This is a genomic window from Bradyrhizobium sp. BR13661 (genome assembly GCF_029892425.1).
Taxonomy (GTDB): Bacteria; Pseudomonadota; Alphaproteobacteria; order Rhizobiales; family Xanthobacteraceae; genus Bradyrhizobium.
The window spans coordinates 298523-314868 of the sequence record NZ_JARXWB010000001.1 but is presented as its reverse complement, the minus strand read 5'-3'; the positions used below and the strand labels follow the sequence as shown (position 1 = coordinate 314868).

The following is a 16346-nucleotide window of genomic DNA, read 5'->3' as shown; positions in this document are numbered from 1 at the left end:
GTTCGCTGGAGCTGCTGTGTCCGCAGATGCCGCAATGTTTGCTGCCGCTTCGAGCATGACATCCGGGACTGTCGCGGCCGGCCTGTTTGAGGCGGCCAGATAGAGTCCCACGGATGCGATGACACCCGCGATGCAGCTGGTCTGCCAGACCCTCACTGCCCGAAGTCCACGGATGGCTTCTGTACGAAGGCTGTTCGCATGTCCCCTACGGCCCTGTGGTCAAGCCTCCTTCGTAAAATCTTAAGGTTTAAATGTGGTGAACGAGGCCAGACCTTCCGCGCCACTCATCGGACGTGTCCCGTTATGAGACACAAGCACCCGCCGACCGCGCATTGATCATTCCCTGATCCGCCAAACTTAACCCGGCATTATCCGTCCATTCCTGTTGATTGTGGAACTTCGATTGCACAATCAATCTTCACTCTACCTTAGATGATCGACGGATAAGTTGTTGGCGAAATGGATGACCACCGACGGCAAAACGCCGGTGTCAGTCCGAGTTGGAAGTATTGGAATGAACGTTGGGAATTTCCCGATGCCCCAGAACCTTGCTGGGCCATCAGGGGCGACACCGTCATCAACGTTGGGCACCTACGCGTTCCTGATCTCGCTCCTGAGCGTATTCTACATTTCCAACGCGTCCCTCATCCTCAGTCACTACGATCTCGGCTGGCATCTGGCCGCTGGTGACCTGATCAGAAGCCAAGCGCAAGTTCCGTTCCAGGACCCCTGGTCGTTCACGCTCGGCGCCAAGCAGTGGTTCAACCTGTCCTGGTTGTGGGACGTTATCGCCAGCCTGATATTCGAGTACGCAGGCTACGGTGGTCTCGTCGGCCTGGTCGTCGCATGCGGCGCGCTGATCGTCTTGTATCTGACGTCCGCCTGCTCGGGGGCCGGGGCGTCTCCGCTCGCGGTTTGCATCGCGATCTTCGCGACATCCCTTTTGTATCCGGCATACGAGGCTGCACCCAACACCTACCTGGCAGCATCTCCGAACGTCGCGACGATGCTGTTCAGCGTCATTTTCTATCGAGAATGTCTGCAGCCCAGAAAACTGTGGCTGTTGCCCTTGCTGATGATGTTCTGGGTCAACCTGCACGGAGGATTCGTGCTGGGCTTCATGATCCCAGCTGTCTTCGGCGGCACTGCGCTGCTCCGGCGCGACTGGAACAGGCTCAGGACGATAGCGCTGGCGGGGATCGGCTGCTTCGCCGCGACTTTCGTCAATCCGTTGGGCTGGCGCATCTACCAGGGTGTCACGGCGACGTTGGGGCACTTTGTTCAAGGAAACATTGGCGAGTGGCTGCCTTATTCCCACAACATCGAAATCCCGGGCAGCATTCCCGGAATGGCTTACATTCTGGCGTTTGTCGCGCTCGAATTGCGCTATGGGGCATCCACGAAGATCCGCCTCGAAGCCCGCATTCTGTCCTGGGTATTTCTCGCGCTCGGGCTCCATCAATTTCGATACATGTCCTTCTTCTTCATTTTCTCGACCATCCCCGTGGCTCTGCACCTCGATTGGATTCTTCCCAAGCAAGTGCAGCAGCGACAGGTTCAGCGCGCCCTGATGACTGCGGCGATCATGGGCGCATGTGTGCTCCCTCTCACGCTTCTTCAGATCCAGCCGGCCCTGGCGTTGCCCGAGATGCTATCGGAGCAAGACGCCGAATATCTGCAAACACATCTCGCGCATGCGCGTGTGCTCAATCATTGGAACGTGGGAGGATATCTGATCCTTCTCACCCATGGGTCAGTCCCCCTGTTCGTGGACGGGCGGGCCGCGACCGCCTATCCCGACGAATTATTGCGAGACTATTTCAGCCTCGTTCATTGGGACGTCGATGAGCGCACCTGGGATGACGTGCTAGAAAAATATCATATCGACGCCGTGTTGTGGCTGAAGGGGCACGAACAACTGAGGCAGTTCCTCGTAGGAAAGCGCGGTTGGAAGGAGGAGCATACCGGCCTTTATGAGAGCGTCTATACAAGGCCGGCTACGGGACGTTGACGAATAGACAGTCCAAACCCTTCCGCTGCAGGTCGAGCGTTCGCCTTGCGAGGCGACCTGCGTGCGGGACGCAGGCGGCGCCACAGGTGATTATCTTAACTTTCACCCGTCTATCCTTCACGGTTTGAACCCTGGCTATGTTCGAGTGCGCACATGAACCGGATGCTCGTCGGCTTTGCGGTCCTTGCCATCGGCGCTGCTTCGATCGGGATCTCCATTGTCAAAAAGCAAGCTTTTGCAGAGTCGCACCGTCGGAGCCGGCAAAACATCCTCTATTACACGCTGAGCCGGACCGATAATCCGATCATCGTTCTGGGCGACAGCATTGTCGAAGCGTCAACCCTGCCGCGCGAGCTCTGCGGCCATGCCATCGTCAACGCCGGCCTGGAGGGTGCCTCGACGACGAGCGATCTGGGCGGCTGGCTGACGGATGTGCTCGACGGCAAACCCGCCGCCGCGATCGTGATCGCCCTCGGGATCAACGACGCGTTGGGCGCCGCGCGGGACCTGCCGCAGTTCGAGGCGAACTACAGCTCACTCGTAGCGGCGCTTTCAAAGGCGACGCCCCATGTCATCACGCTGGCGATCCCGTCGCTCGATGCCTCGCCACGTCTTTCCGCCGAGACGCGAACGAAGGCCGCGCCGCTCATCGATAGCTACAATGCCGCTCTGCCCACACTCGCCGCGCGCAGCGGCGCGACCTTTGCTGCGTTGCCGCCGCTGCCGACACCGCACACGATCGACGGAGTCCACCTGAACAACGCCGGGTATCAGCTTTGGAATGAGGCCGTCTTGAAGGGAGCATCGGTCTCATGCGGCCCGACATGAAGCCGGCGGCTGCCGCTGGCCGGTCGAACAAGCTTCCTGGATTGGAGCTGCTGCGCTTCCTGACGGCTCTTGCCATTTTGCTATTCCACTATCGCCAATTCGCCTTCGTGGGCGACAGGGAAGTGGGGCTTGTTCAGGATCAGCTGCCGCTCTACTGGCTGTTCGGCCCGCTCTACCATAGCGGCCCGTATGCGGTGCGGGCATTCTGGTGCATCAGCGGCTTCATCTTCTTCTGGAAATATCGCGATGCGGTCGCCGGTCGCCTGCTCGACGGATGGAGATTCTTCGTCCTGCGTTTCTCGCGGCTCTATCCGCTGCACGTCGCGACGCTTCTGTTCGTAGCCGCGCTTCAGCCGGTGTACTTCCAGCTCACCGGATCCTTCTTCGTTTACCAGAACAATGATGCCCTCCATTTTCTTCTTCAGCTGTTGATGGCGGGCAACGCCACGACCCAGGAAGCCCTGAGCTTCAACGGACCGATCTGGTCGATATCGGTCGAAGTGCTGGTCTATTTCTTTTTCTTCGTGATGCTGCTGGCGACCCGGTCGTGGCTGCTCAATCTGGTGGTCATCGCCATCAGCCTGATGATTCCCGGACAAATCGCAGATTGTTTCGCCTTCTTCTATGCGGGCGGGCTGGCGGCGATGGCGCGGCAATTCGCGACGTCGCGAACGATTCATCCCTGGGCGGTCGAAGGCGCAAGCTGGCTCGCTGCGAGCGTGTTCCTGTTATGCGGATATGGATTCACGGATGGCCATCTGGAATCGATAGGCCTTCTGGTGATGCTGATCTGCACCCCCGTCCTGCTGTACAGTCTTTCCCGGGAGGTGATTTTGCCGGCCCGTCTGCAGCAGGTTGTCGAGACTGCCGGCAACATGACTTATTCAAGCTATCTGCTGCAATTCCCGATTCAGTTGACGATGATGCTGGGCTTTTCGTTGATGCGGGCGCCGGTCCCCATCTATGACAACGCCTTCTTCGGATTTTTCGTCGGCACGACGCTGCTGACCTCCTATTTCACTTACCGTCATTTCGAGGCGCCGGCACAACGGATGATCCGCGAGGCTTTGTTGCAACCGCACGCTGCCGGGGCATCTGTCGCTTCGCGATGAGAACGAAGCAGGAAGCAGGTCACAAGCCGACCTCGGCAGCTTGATCACCCGAAGTCGCCTGCAGCAGAAGGCAGAGCTATTCGATCACCTCGTCGGCCACCGTCAGCAGGCGGTCGGGCGGAGCGACCCCCAGGGATTTCGCTGTCTTGAGGTTGAGCACGAGCACGAACTTGCTGGCCTGCTCGATCGGTAGATCCGCCGGCTTCGCACCACCGAGGATCTTGGCGGCATAGATGCCGGCGCGACGGAAGTCGTCGATCAGATCGGCCGAATAGGACATGAGGAGCCCAGCACGGCCCCACTCCGGATAGGTGCCGACCGTCGGCTTTTTGGGCGCCATGACCAGAGGCAGGACGCGCGGCATGTTGTTGTAAAGCAGCGACTCGCCGGACACGTAGAGGGCGCCGACGCCATCGCGGATGCTTGCCGAAACCGCGTCCTCGATTTCGTCGAGTCCCGAAAGCGGATGACGCACGACATCAAAGCCGAATTGGCCGGCGACACTGTGCAACGCGTTGAACTCGGCCGTGGCAAGAGAAGACGACGTACCGATGAAACCGATCGCTTTCAGATCGGGCACCAGCTCCTTGAACAGGTTCATCCGCTTTTGCGTCAGCGCCTCCTCACCGCCCAGCGCATTCATCACGTTGCCGGTGGCGTGGCCACCCGGATGGACATAGCTTTCCGCAAATCCCGCCTTGATGGGGTCGAGGGCATAGGAGGTGAAAACCAGCGGCAAGTCGGGCAGGAGCTTGTGCGCGACCGGCGCCGCGGCGGCCGAAGCGATCATGACGCGCGGCTTGAGAGCCGCAAGCTCGAGGGCGAGAGCAGGCAACCGGTCGAAATCACCATCGGCATAGCGCGACGCGAACGTGAAGTTGATGCCCTCGGTGAGGCCGGCCTCCTTCATGCCCTGGCGGATGGCTATGATGCGATTTTCGGCGTTCTTCGCGGGACCCGGCACCAGCACGGCCACGACGGGCAAGCTCTTCTGAGCCCGCGCCACGACAGGCAAGGCCACCGCACCACCCAGAAGACCAAGAAGCTCGCGCCGCCGCATGTCTCGCCCCTGATATCAATGAGCGGCATTCTATCGGCCAGACCGATGGTTTGACTAGGCGGTCGCAAACTTTGCGCGGGGGGGCGGTCGGTGTCAGGTACCGAGCGTTATCCCGCCGCAGCTTGCGCCGGAGCGACATTGATCGCGAGCTTGCCGTAGCGGTCGGTGAAGGCCTCGGTGTCGATCTCTTCCAGCTTGATCTCGCCGCTCATCACGCCCTGCTTCCAGGCGGCCTGATCAGGATCGTTCTGGAATTCCGGCATCACTTCGCGGCCGAACAGCTCGAGCGATTCGCAGATGTGCTCGTGGCTGTTCTTGCCGGCTTGATTCAGCAGGATCACCTGGTCGATGTGCGACGACTGGAATCGCTTCAGCTTCCTGCGGATCGTCTCGGGCGAACCGATCAGGCCGCCGCGCAAGGCCGCCTCCTGCGCCTCCGGATTGTCGCGCTTCCACTTGTTGTACTCGTCCCACATGTTGACGGTGTAGGGCGCAGGCCGCTGGCGGTTCTGCGAGGCGCCGTAGAAGCGCAGCGCGAACTGGAAAAAGGTGGCGCCGTCGGCGCGCGCACGGGCTTCCTCGTCCGTCCTGGCGCACATGAAGAACGAGACCAGCGCCATGTTCGGGTTGATCTCGTAGTCGGCAAGCTTCGCGAGACGCTTGGTCATCGCGTTGTAGTAGGCGTGCACCCAGGCATGCGCGGCATCCGCGCTGACGAACTGGAAACCGAGCGCGCCAAAGCCGTAACGGCCGGCGCGCTCGATGGTCGGCAGTTGCGAGCAGGCCAGCCACAGCGGCGGATGCGGCTTCTGCACCGGTTTGGGCACGACGTTGCGCAAGGGGATGTCAAAGTACTTGCCGTGATGCTCGGAGCCTGCGTCCCTGAACATCGGGAAGATCGCAGCGACAGCCTCCTCGAACACCTCCTTCTTGGTCTCCATGTCGCGACCGAACGGCGTCAGCTCGGTGATCGACGCACTCTCGCCCATACCGAATTCGCAGCGGCCATTGGAGAGCAGATCGAGCACCGCGACGCGCTCGGCCACGCGCGCCGGATGGTTCGTCGTGAGCTGGAGAATGCCGTGGCCGAGACGGATGTTTCTCGTGCGCTGGCTCGCGGCGGCGAGGAAGGATTCCGGCGAAGGCGAGTGCGAATATTCCTCGAGGAAGTGATGCTCGACCACCCAGGCGTGGTCGTAGCCAAGACGATCAGCGAGTTCCATCTGCGAGAGCGCGTTCTGGTAAAGGGCGAGCTCGTCGCCGGCCACCCAGGGCCGCGGCAGTTGCAGCTCATAGAAGATGCCGAACTTCATGACGCCTCTCCCGCATATTTTTTGTTGCGGGCATCTTAGTGCGTAGGGCGGCGCTGTCTACGCAGTCGCAATTCCGCCTTGCGGGAGAACGCGCTTTTCGGCGCGGCGGCCATTCAGCACCGCGCCAATGAAGGTGAAGCGCACCATGAGATGATAGCTCGCCAGCATCGACGGAATCGCGATGAGGAGAATGACGGCGAACTTGATCAGCCCGGGCCAGTCGAGCTGCGACAGCGCAACCTGCAGCGCCATCACGATCGGCAAATGGATGATGTAGAGCCAGTAGGATGCATCGGCGAGGTAGCGCAAGGTCGGGCTGAAGTTCGACATGAAGCGGAGAGCAAGCCCGAGCGCCGCGAAGGTCGTCATCCAGATCGCCGGCGCATACAGGATGGCGGAGGCGAGCCGGAGCGTGGCGAAGCTGTACGGCAGTTTCGGCGCGCCCGGCGCGGAAATCATCACGCCTGACAGCACGAAGCCAACCCAGATCAGGACCAGCGCCAGCAGCAGATGCGGCAGCCAGCGCCGCTCGAGGATCCGCAGCAGATCGATCTGCCGATGCAACAGCCAGCCGACGCCGAAGGCCGTGCCGAAACAGATCCAGGCCTGCGCGTTGGTGATGAGCGATTGATCCGGTGTCCGCACGCCCATCACGTTGACCCAGCGTTGGTCGAGGCAAAAGGCGATGCCGATCGGGATCGCCAGAACAAGAGGCGCCAGCGGGTTGCGCATGATACTCGCAAACAGGCGGTCGACGATCGCTCGCAGCCTGCCTGACGCATCGAGCCAGATGATCGCGCCGCGCAGCAGCAACGCCGCGACATAGAGCTCCAGCAGAACGTAGAGAAACCAGAGATGGGTCAGGCGGAAATTCGGCAGTGCCGGCATCCAGCCGGACGCCTCTTGGAGCGGACCGCCATTCGGAAAGCTCGCCGCCCAGATGACCACAAGAGCGATGGGCACGTACACGAGCGGCCAGCCGATCACGAGCGGCAGAGCGATCCGCTGCAACCGGTCCCTGACGAAGCCCCCGGCGCCACGGCGATGAAAGCTCATGCGGGCGAAGAAACCGGCCATCAGGAAGAAGGTCGTCATTCGGAAGACATGGATGGTGAAGGACAGCAGGCTCAGGATGAGGCTTGGATGGGTGTCCTGGATGATCCAGAACCGGGGCGAGACCCACACAAAGGACATCGCCGCGTGCAGGACGATGCCGAGCAGCAGCGCGATGCCCCTGACAGCGTCGAGCGCGTGGAGCCGTTCGGAGGCGGAGGTGACAGCGCTCGAATGGGGCATGAACAAGCTCTCGTTGGCTGGACGGGATCTTCTGCCGCACAGTCTGCCCCATCGGGGCCGGTCGCTCTCGCCCGATCCAGAAATCGGCTAGCCGATTTCTCGACGTGGCTCGCTGATGTCAGCCTGATCCTGCCGGCTCAGCGCCTCGCGCCTGAATTCGGTCGGGGTGACGCCGGTTTCCGCCTTGAAGGCGCGATTGAAAGGCCCGAGCGACTGGAAGCCGGCATCCATGGCGATGGTCAGCACCGGGACCTCCCGTTGCGTCGCATCTGAAAGCGCCAGTCTGGCATCCGCGATGCGATAGTGGTTCAGGAACGCATTGAAGTTCCGATAGCCGAGCCCCTCGTTGATGGCTTGGCGGAGCCGATGCTCGGGAACCTCCAGCCGCGCCGCCAGCGCCCCGATCGCAAGACCTTCCTGACGGTAGGTTCGCTCCACGGTCATGAGATGGTCGAGGCGCCGCAATAAGATCGGGTCAACCACCACCCGAGCCGTCGGAGCACGATCGGGCCCGCGGGCATCACCCGATGCGATGGCCGCCGTAGCGTCGGCGGCGGGCACCGCCGGCTGAATCGCGAAAGACCCGAGGCCGACGAGCATCGCCACCACAAACAGGCCGAATGCGACCGGGAGGCTGGCGGGCGCGCCTGGGACCGCGACGGGAATGGCGGCGAAGCCGGCACCGGCGAGGGCCGCGATGAGCCCGACATTAATGGCGAGTATCGCAAGCCGCAGCCGGCGGCGCCGCGCCACCAGATCGGCACGCCAGGTCTTCACTGTCTGGACCGCGGCCGCGACGGCCAGTGCCAGATTGACCAACGCCAGGCCTCGACCGCCGGCTCCGGCCAAAGCAGGCGAGTAGGCCCAACCCAGCGTGAGCGCGAAGCCGAAGGCAACGAGGCCCAACCACAGAGCGCCGTGCCATCGCCGCAGCACGAAATCGTCGTCAAACGCCGCACGTGCCCACAGCCAGAACAGGGCGGGCTGGCCGGACAGCATCGGCAACACCCACCACCATGACGATTTGGGAAAGAACGGCGCGGTCGCGATCGCGTAGAACACGCCCCCGGCAGACATGGCCATACCCAGCCAAGCCTGCTGGCTGGAGGCACCACGCATCAGCGCCACGAGAATGATCAACAGGAACACGCCGCTCGTTGCGCCGCGAAGCCCGAGATCGATGGCCGTCAGCCCCATCACACGTTCTCGTCTCCCTCAGGGAACCAACTCTCGCATCGCCTTCGCGCGTGCACAATCCAAAATTGAGCTCGCGGCGGCGGCAACACCCTTCGCAACTTGATGGATTGATCCAGATCAACGCCTCAGCCGGCCTGTTGCAGCTAAATCGGCACAAGGCAACGGCCCGGATGCCGTCCCAATTCCCACATTTCAATGAGACCGAATATGTCGGCCCCTGACGACGCGACATCGCGCGTGCGCCGCAAGCGCATGGAGATTTTCGCTTTTCTGTTCCTGACCGCGGTCGTGATGCCCGTCCTCGCGGTCGGAACGGTCGGCTCTTTCGGCTTGAGCGTCTGGATCTACCAGATGTTCGCCGGCCCACCCGGCCCGCCAACCTCCCCGCATTGATTCCCTCGACAACCGAAAGACAGGCATCATGGCTCACGCCACACTCAACCGCCGCGCATTGATCACGGGCCGGGTGCTCAGCGCCGACCGCGTCATCTCGCCGCCCGGCTACGAGATCGCCAGCATCGTCGTGCAAGCGCGGCCCGAGCGCCTCGCCGCGCTGGAAGCGGAGATCGCAGCGCTTCCCGGCTGCGAGATCCATGGCCGCGATGTCAGAGGAAAGCTCGTCGTCGTCACCGAAGCGCCTGATGCCGGCAGTCTCGGCACGATGCTCAACACCATCCAGTCGCTGCGCGACGTCTATTCCGCGGCGCTCGTCTTTCACGCCATCGAAACCTGAAGGCCGGGAGAGCCATCATGACATCGCCAACGCTCGACCGCCGCCAGATGCTGAAGTTGGAAGCCGCCGCCATCGCGGCTGCCGCTGCAGGCATGCCGGCACCTTCGCTCGCCGCCAATCTCGTCGCTGAGCGCGACTCATCCGAACTGAAATGGGACAAGGCCGCCTGCCGCTTCTGCGGCACCGGCTGCTCGGTGATGGTCGCGACCAAGGACAACCGGGTCGTCGCCACCCATGGCGACATCAAGGCCGAGGTCAATCGCGGCCTCAACTGCGTCAAGGGCTATTTCCTCTCCAAGATCATGTACGGCCATGACCGCCTGACGCAGCCGATGCTGCGCAAGACCAACGGCAAATACGACAAGAACGGCGAGTTCACGCCTGTCACCTGGACCGAAGCCTTCGACATCATGGAGCTGAAGTGGAAGGAAACGCTGAAGAAGCGCGGGCCGAACGGGCTTGCCATGTTCGGCTCGGGGCAATGGACGATCTGGGAAGGTTACGCTGCCTCGAAGCTCTACAAGGCCGGCTTTCGCACCAACAACATCGATCCCAATGCGCGCCACTGCATGGCCTCGGCCGTCGCCGGCATGATGCGCACCTTCGGCATCGACGAGCCGGCCGGATGCTACGACGACATCGAGGCCACCGATGCCTTCGTGCTGTGGGGCTCCAACATGGCGGAGATGCATCCGATTCTGTGGACACGCCTTGCCGACCGCCGGCTCTCCGCGCCGCATGTCCGTGTCGCCGTGCTCTCGACCTTCGAACACCGCTCGTTCGATCTCGCCGACATCGGCATGGTGTTCAAGCCGCAGACCGACCTCTACATCCTCAACGCCATCGCCAACCACATCATCAAGACCGGACGCGTCAACAAGGACTTTGTCAACGCGCATACCATCTTCCGACGCGGACAGACCGATATCGGCTACGGCCTGCGGCCCGAGCATCCGCTCCAGAAAAAGGCAACGGGTGCGGCGAAGGCCAACGACTCCACCGACATGACTTACGACGACTACGTCAAGTTCGTCTCGGACTACACGCTGGAGAAGGCGGCGCAGATGTCGGGCGTGCCGCTGAACCGGCTGGAAGCGCTCGCCGAGCTCTATGCGGATCCGAAGACGAAAGTGGTCTCGTTCTGGACCATGGGCTTCAACCAGCACACCCGCGGCGTCTGGTGCAACAACCTCGTCTACAACATCCATCTGCTCACGGGGAAAATCGCCGCGCCCGGCAACAGCCCGTTCTCGCTGACCGGCCAGCCTTCGGCCTGCGGCACTGCGCGCGAGGTCGGCACCTTCTCGCACCGCCTGCCCGCCGACATGGTCGTGACCAACAAGGAGCATCGCGACAAGGCCGAGCATCTCTGGCTGCTGCCGGAAGGCACCATTCCCGACAAGAACGGCGCCCATGCCGTGCTGCAAAGCCGGATGCTGAAGGACGGCCTGATCAACGCCTATTGGGTGCAGGTCAACAACAACCTCCAGGCCGGCCCCAACGCCAACGAGGAGACCTATCCGGGCTTCCGCAATCCCGACAATTTCATCGTGGTCTCGGATGCCTACCCGTCGGTGACGGCGCTCGCCGCCGATCTGATCCTGCCAACGGCGATGTGGGTGGAGAAGGAAGGCGCCTATGGCAATGCCGAGCGACGCACGCAATTCTGGCACCAGCTCGTCCAGGCGCCGGGCGAGGCCAAGTCCGATCTGTGGCAGCTGATGGAATTCTCCAAGCGCTTCAAGATCGAGGAAGTGTGGCCTGAGGAGCTGATCGCCAAGAAGCCGGAAGTGCGCGGCAAGACGCTGTTCGACGTGCTCTACAGGAATGGCCAGGTCGACAAGTTCCCTGTGACCGACATCGAGGCGGGCTATCTCAACGACGAGTCCAGGGCTTTCGGTTTCTACGTGCACAAGGGCTTGTTCGAGGAATACGCCTCGTTCGGCCGCGGCCACGGCCACGACCTCGCGCCGTTCGACACCTATCACCGCGAGCGCGGGCTGCGCTGGCCTGTCGTCAACGGTCAGGAAACGAAGTGGCGCTTCCGCGAGGGCAGCGATCCCTACGTCAAGCAGGGCACGGACGTGCAGTTTTACGGCTACCCTGACGGCAAGGCGCGCATCTTCGCCCTGCCCTACGAGCCGCCGGCGGAATCGCCCGACAATGACTATCCGTTCTGGCTCTCGACCGGCCGCGTGCTGGAGCATTGGCATTCCGGCACGATGACGCGCCGCGTGCCCGAGCTCTACAAGGCGTTTCCCGAGGCCGTGTGCTTCATGCATCCTGACGACGCGCAGGAGGCAAAGCTGCGCCGCGGCGATGAGGTGAAGGTCGTCTCACGCCGCGGCTATATTCGCGCGCGCGTCGAGACGCGCGGCCGCGACCGGCCGCCGAAAGGCCTGGTGTTCGTGCCGTGGTTCGACGAGTCCAAGCTGATCAACAAGGTGACGCTGGACGCCACCGATCCGATCTCGCTGCAAACCGACTACAAGAAATGCGCCGTGCGCATCGAGAAGGCGTGACCGCCATGATGAAGCGATTTGGCATTGCCATGCTGGCGCTCGCGATCGCCGCGGGCACGGGCGCGCTCACCGCGCAGACGCTCAATTCCCCGCTGCGTGGCGTGAGCCCGCTCAACGAGGAAGGTCCGGCCGCGCCGATGACCCCGATGCGCAATACCGCGGAGAAGGAGCCGCGCAACTATCCGGAACAGCCGCCTGTCATCCCGCACTCGATCGACGGCTACCAGATCGACCTCAACGGCAACAAGTGCCTCACGTGCCATGCACGGGCGCGCACGGCGGAGTCGCAGGCGCCGATGGTCTCGATCACCCACTTCATGGACCGTGACGGCCAGTTCCTGGCCTCGGTCTCGCCCCGGCGCTTCTTCTGCACGGAGTGCCACGTGCCGCAGAACGTCGTTGGCCCACCCGTCAGCAACGACTTCATCGACATCGACACGCTGCTCTCGCGTGCAAGCCCCGGTGGCAAGCGATGACGACGACCACAGAGGAGCCAGAAGCCAAGCGCGGCTTCATCCTGCGGTGCCGGGATTTCGCGCTCGAGCTGTGGGGTGTGCTGTCACGGCCGAGCACGGTGTTCGCGCTCGGCACGCTGGTGCTGGCCGGCTTTGCCGCCGGCGTGATCTTCTGGGGCGGCTTCAACACTGCGCTGGAATTGACCAACACCGAAAAATTCTGCACCGGCTGCCACGAGATGAAGGACAACGTGTTCGCGGAGCTGAAGTCGACCATCCACTTCAGCAACCGCTCCGGCGTCCGCGCCACCTGCCCTGACTGCCACGTGCCGCACAACTGGACCGACAAGATCGCCCGCAAGATGCAGGCCTCCAAGGAAGTCTGGGGCAAGATCTTCGGCACGATCAACACCCGCGAGAAGTTCCTGGATCACCGGCTTGAGCTCGCCGCCCATGAATGGGCGCGCTTCAAGGCCAATGATTCCCTGGAATGCCGCAACTGCCACAGCGCCGATTCCATGGACATCACCAAGCAGTCGCCGCGGGCCTCGGTGGCGCACCAGCGCTTCCTGTTCACCGGCGAGAAGACCTGCATCGACTGCCACAAGGGCATCGCCCATCATCTGCCTGATATGCGCGGCGTTCCGGGGTGGCAGTAAGGTCACGGGCAACCGGATTTGCCCCGCTTGAACGGGCAGCACGAATGGTTAGTTTTGAGGGATGGCGAATCGCTTCGTTTCGCCCCTTCTCAAGACAGATATGGCCACTTTCACCCCGCATCAGGATGCCGCGCTCAAGGCCGTCGGCGATTGGCTCAAGGCAAAACCGGGCCGCAACGGCACGCCGCCGGTGTTTCGCCTGTTCGGCTTCGCCGGCACCGGCAAGACCACGCTGGCGCGGCACATCGCCGAGGGCGTCGATGGCGAGGTGAAGTTTGCCGCTTTCACCGGCAAGGCGGCGCTGGTCATGCGCAACAAGGGTTGCGACGACGCCTCCACCATCCACTCGCTGATCTACCGCGCCCGCGAATCCGGCGAGGAGCAGCCGAGTTTTGAACTCTGGGACGACGCGCCGGCATCAAAAGCAAAACTGATCGTGATCGACGAGTGCTCGATGGTCGACGCTGAATTGGGCCGAGATTTGATGTCGTTCGAGTGCCCGCTGCTGGTGCTCGGCGACCCCGCGCAGCTGCCGCCGATTCAGGGCGGCGGCTTCTTCACCAACACCGAGCCGGACGCGATGCTGACCGAGGTGCATCGCCAGGCCCAGGACGATCCGATCGTGCGGATGTCGATGGACGTGCGCGAGGGCCGCGAGCTCGACATCGGCCGCTACGGCGAGAGCGAGGTGGTGTCGCGGAAAGAGCTCGATCCCGATCGCGTCATGGGCGCCGACCAGGTTCTGGTCGGCCGCAACAACACGCGCCGCGCCTACAACATGCGGGTGCGGCAGCGCCAGAATATCGAGGACGTCTTCCCGGTCGCCGGCGACAAGCTGGTGTGCCTGCGCAACAACCGCAAGAAGGGCCTGTTCAACGGCGGCCTGTGGCGCGTCAAATCGCGCAACACGTCACGCTCGAAATCACGCATCCTCTCGATGCGGCTGTCACCGGATGAAGAGTTTGGCCACAAGGTCACAAAAGTCTCGGTACGCGCCGACTGCTTCGAAGGCGGCGTCGAGCAGATCGCCTGGGAGCAGCGCAAGCCCTATGACGAGTTCGACTATGGCTACGTGCTGACCGTGCACAAGTCGCAGGGCTCGCAATGGGACGACGTCGTGCTGTTCGACGAGAGCTTTGCGTTCGGGGAGAGCCGCGCAAGGTGGCTGTACACGGGGATTACGCGGGCGGCGAAGCGGTTGAGTATCGTGGTTTAGAGCGCAGCTGCTCTGGCGACGCCGCGGCCTCAACCACCGCTCGTCGTCCCGGACAAGCGAAGCGCAGACCCGGGACCCATACGCCGCAGCAATAGTCTTGCGAAGACTCGGAGTTGCCAGCTCGCGCCACAACTTCTCCCTGGGGTTATGGGTCCCGGCCCCCCGCGCGCAATTGCGCGCTAGGCCGGGACGACACTGAATGTGAGGCGCCAACATCACGCACCGCGTGCTCCCCTCACTTCCCCGCCACGAAGTAAAAATCCTCGCGTCCCGGCGGCGAGCCGTAGGTGAACGGCTGCTGCACGTGCTGGGTCGCCGACCAGACGTCGTCGCGGACGATGTCGAACAGTTTCCGGATCTCGACCTTCGGCACCTTGATCTCGCGGGAGAGCGCTGTGGAGAACGGGCTGTCGGCGCCGTTGTCGCCGTCGATCGCGGTCTCGCCGTGCTTGGCGGCGTAGACCACCATGAAGCCGGCACCGGGCTCGATGTTGGAAAAGCCCTTGTCGACCAGCTTCAGCGACAGCGTGTGCTGCATGGTCGGCGCAAACGGGTTGTCGCGGCAGGCATCCAGGATCACCAGGCGCACTTTGCTCGCAGCGCCCACCGCGGCGATCACCTGCTCGAGCGCTACGGCTTGCGTCTCGGCGTCCTTGTCGACAGCGAGCTTGGCGTCGACAGGAACGAGATAGTTCACTCCGCCAATTTCGAAACCATGGCCGGCGTAATAGACCACCGCCCAATCGGCCTTCTCCGCTTCGTCCGCAAACGACTTCAGCGCGTCGAAGAACTTGTCGCGGGTCAGATCGCTGACCGAGATGACGGTCTGGAAACCGACATCGTGCAGCACGCCCGCGATCAGCTTCGCATCGCGCGGCGGATTGGGCAGCGCGTGGACGTTCTTGTAGGCACCATTGCCGATCACCAGCGCGACACGCCGCCCGGTGGGCGCGCCGCCCGGCGTTTGCGGCGTCAGCGCGGCAAGCCGCTCCTGCGCAATGGTGCGCGCGCGCACGACATCAACTTCGTCGAACTTCGTGAGCGAATAGGCCGCCGAACGGTAATCAGCGCGAGCCTGGGCGAGGTCGTGCTTGCGCTCGTACACCTGGCCGCGGCCGGCATGGCCGCGGATACTGTTCGGGTAGAGCTGGATAACCGTATTGTAGTCCTTCAGCGCAGCATCGACATCGCCCTTCATCATGTAGACGTCGGCGCGATTGTTGAGCGCGAATGAGTTCTTGGGCTGTTTCTCGACCAGAGCGTTGCAATCGACCAAGGCCTGGTCGAACTTGCCCATCAGGCCGTAGGTGATGCAGCGGTTGCCGATGACCTGTTGCGCGGTCGGATCGATCTTCTCGGCCTCCGCGAAATCGGCGATCGCGCCGTCATAGTCCTTCAACATCGTGCGCACGCGAGCGCGATTGGTCCAGCCGAGCAGGAATTTGGGCGTGTATTTGATCGACACGCTGAAATCGTCGAGCGCGCTTTGCAGTGCGCCCCGGCGCAACTGAATCGTCCCGCGATTATTGTAGGCGAAGCCGAAATTCGAACGCTTCTGGATGGCGAGGTTGTAGTCGGCCATCGCCAGATCGTCCTCGCCCTTGCGTTCATGGGCCAGACCGCGAACGTTGATGGCACCGACATTGTCGGGATCGGCCTCGACGGCGGAGTTCAGCACCTCGATCGCATTGTCATAATCGCGCTTGGTCATCAGCGCCTGGGCGCGAATGACGAGCGCGAGCGACTTGTCCTTGCCGGTGACGCGGCCGGCGTTGAGCAGATTCTCGCAGGCCGTCGTCCGCGCCTGGGTCTCGGCCTGACGGTCGCGGCAAGTCGCGAGATCGTCGCCGAGCTGGGGCTCGGCCGCGGCGACCGCGCCGCCCGAGAGGAGTACGACCAAGGTCAGGCAAGCGATGCGCAGCATGTTGTCAAACCCCTACCACA

The 16346-nt window shown here is 62.7% G+C and carries 14 protein-coding genes; 9 read left to right on the top strand and 5 right to left on the bottom strand.

What is annotated here, in order from left to right:
- Window positions 1–463: 463 nt before the first annotated feature.
- The 3 genes from M2427_RS01495 (at window position 464) to M2427_RS01485 (ending at window position 3951) form a co-directional block, all read left to right on the top strand.
- Window positions 464–2011 carry a hypothetical protein gene (locus tag M2427_RS01495; RefSeq protein WP_348521904.1) on the top strand — a complete coding sequence of 516 codons (1548 nt, stop codon included), beginning with the start codon at window positions 464–466 and terminating at the stop codon, window positions 2009–2011.
- 153 nt (window positions 2012–2164) lie between these two features.
- A complete protein-coding gene (locus tag M2427_RS01490; protein WP_280704293.1) occupies window positions 2165–2839 on the top strand; it encodes an SGNH/GDSL hydrolase family protein in 675 nt (224 codons plus the stop codon).
- Window positions 2824–3951: an acyltransferase gene (locus M2427_RS01485; protein WP_280704292.1), complete on the top strand. Its 1128-nt coding sequence runs from the start codon at window positions 2824–2826 to the stop codon at window positions 3949–3951. The genes M2427_RS01490 and M2427_RS01485 overlap by 16 nt, the downstream gene beginning before the upstream one ends.
- Before the next feature lie 76 nt (window positions 3952–4027).
- Here the strand turns inward: M2427_RS01485 and M2427_RS01480 are convergent, their stop codons facing one another.
- The 4 genes from M2427_RS01480 to M2427_RS01465 form a co-directional block, all read right to left on the bottom strand.
- Window positions 4028–5011, bottom strand: a complete 984-nt coding sequence (locus M2427_RS01480) for an ABC transporter substrate-binding protein (protein WP_280704291.1) — start codon at window positions 5009–5011, stop codon at window positions 4028–4030.
- A 107-nt stretch (window positions 5012–5118) separates the two neighbouring features.
- Window positions 5119–6324 (bottom strand): LLM class flavin-dependent oxidoreductase, encoded by a 1206-nt coding sequence (locus tag M2427_RS01475; protein ID WP_280704290.1) that lies wholly within the window; start codon window positions 6322–6324, stop codon window positions 5119–5121.
- A gap of 57 nt (window positions 6325–6381) precedes the next feature.
- Window positions 6382–7620: an acyltransferase family protein gene (locus M2427_RS01470; RefSeq protein ID WP_280704288.1), complete on the bottom strand. Its 1239-nt coding sequence runs from the start codon at window positions 7618–7620 to the stop codon at window positions 6382–6384.
- Window positions 7621–7707: 87 nt separating this feature from the next.
- Entirely contained in the window at window positions 7708–8817 is a 1110-nt protein-coding gene (locus M2427_RS01465) for a helix-turn-helix domain-containing protein (RefSeq protein ID WP_280704286.1), read from the bottom strand.
- Between the two features lie 207 nt (window positions 8818–9024).
- On the opposite strand from M2427_RS01465, the gene napE reads away from it, so the two are divergent.
- From napE to M2427_RS01435, 6 genes are all read left to right on the top strand, one after another.
- Window positions 9025–9210: a periplasmic nitrate reductase, NapE protein gene (gene napE / locus M2427_RS01460; protein WP_280704285.1), complete on the top strand. Its 186-nt coding sequence runs from the start codon at window positions 9025–9027 to the stop codon at window positions 9208–9210.
- Window positions 9211–9238: 28 nt separating this feature from the next.
- Window positions 9239–9550 carry a chaperone NapD gene (locus M2427_RS01455; RefSeq protein WP_280704284.1) on the top strand — a complete coding sequence of 104 codons (312 nt, stop codon included), beginning with the start codon at window positions 9239–9241 and terminating at the stop codon, window positions 9548–9550.
- Window positions 9551–9567: 17 nt separating this feature from the next.
- Window positions 9568–12072 (top strand): nitrate reductase catalytic subunit NapA, encoded by a 2505-nt coding sequence (gene napA / locus M2427_RS01450; RefSeq protein WP_280704283.1) that lies wholly within the window; start codon window positions 9568–9570, stop codon window positions 12070–12072.
- 5 nt (window positions 12073–12077) lie between these two features.
- Window positions 12078–12548, top strand: a complete 471-nt coding sequence (locus M2427_RS01445; RefSeq protein ID WP_280704281.1) for a nitrate reductase cytochrome c-type subunit — start codon at window positions 12078–12080, stop codon at window positions 12546–12548.
- On the top strand, window positions 12545–13186 hold the full coding sequence (locus M2427_RS01440) for a NapC/NirT family cytochrome c (RefSeq protein WP_280704280.1): 642 nt from the start codon (window positions 12545–12547) through the stop codon (window positions 13184–13186). Before M2427_RS01445 ends, M2427_RS01440 begins: the two co-directional genes overlap by 4 nt.
- Before the next feature lie 100 nt (window positions 13187–13286).
- Window positions 13287–14402 carry an ATP-dependent RecD-like DNA helicase gene (locus tag M2427_RS01435; protein WP_280704278.1) on the top strand — a complete coding sequence of 372 codons (1116 nt, stop codon included), beginning with the start codon at window positions 13287–13289 and terminating at the stop codon, window positions 14400–14402.
- 235 nt (window positions 14403–14637) lie between these two features.
- Here the strand turns inward: M2427_RS01435 and M2427_RS01430 are convergent, their stop codons facing one another.
- Window positions 14638–16326, bottom strand: coding sequence for a caspase family protein (locus M2427_RS01430; protein WP_280704277.1), 1689 nt, complete (start codon window positions 16324–16326; stop codon window positions 14638–14640).
- Between the last annotated feature and the right edge of the window lie 20 nt (window positions 16327–16346).

Coding starts and splice junctions, on each gene's coding strand:
- M2427_RS01495 (WP_348521904.1), top strand. CDS start 464: ATGACCACCGACGGCAAAACGCCGGTGTCAGTCCGAGTTGGAAGTATT.
- M2427_RS01490 (WP_280704293.1), top strand. CDS start 2,165: ATGAACCGGATGCTCGTCGGCTTTGCGGTCCTTGCCATCGGCGCTGCT.
- M2427_RS01485 (WP_280704292.1), top strand. CDS start 2,824: ATGCGGCCCGACATGAAGCCGGCGGCTGCCGCTGGCCGGTCGAACAAG.
- M2427_RS01480 (WP_280704291.1), bottom strand. CDS start 5,011: ATGCGGCGGCGCGAGCTTCTTGGTCTTCTGGGTGGTGCGGTGGCCTTG.
- M2427_RS01475 (WP_280704290.1), bottom strand. CDS start 6,324: ATGAAGTTCGGCATCTTCTATGAGCTGCAACTGCCGCGGCCCTGGGTG.
- M2427_RS01470 (WP_280704288.1), bottom strand. CDS start 7,620: ATGCCCCATTCGAGCGCTGTCACCTCCGCCTCCGAACGGCTCCACGCG.
- M2427_RS01465 (WP_280704286.1), bottom strand. CDS start 8,817: ATGGGGCTGACGGCCATCGATCTCGGGCTTCGCGGCGCAACGAGCGGC.
- napE (WP_280704285.1), top strand. CDS start 9,025: ATGTCGGCCCCTGACGACGCGACATCGCGCGTGCGCCGCAAGCGCATG.
- M2427_RS01455 (WP_280704284.1), top strand. CDS start 9,239: ATGGCTCACGCCACACTCAACCGCCGCGCATTGATCACGGGCCGGGTG.
- napA (WP_280704283.1), top strand. CDS start 9,568: ATGACATCGCCAACGCTCGACCGCCGCCAGATGCTGAAGTTGGAAGCC.
- M2427_RS01445 (WP_280704281.1), top strand. CDS start 12,078: ATGATGAAGCGATTTGGCATTGCCATGCTGGCGCTCGCGATCGCCGCG.
- M2427_RS01440 (WP_280704280.1), top strand. CDS start 12,545: ATGACGACGACCACAGAGGAGCCAGAAGCCAAGCGCGGCTTCATCCTG.
- M2427_RS01435 (WP_280704278.1), top strand. CDS start 13,287: ATGGCCACTTTCACCCCGCATCAGGATGCCGCGCTCAAGGCCGTCGGC.
- M2427_RS01430 (WP_280704277.1), bottom strand. CDS start 16,326: ATGCTGCGCATCGCTTGCCTGACCTTGGTCGTACTCCTCTCGGGCGGC.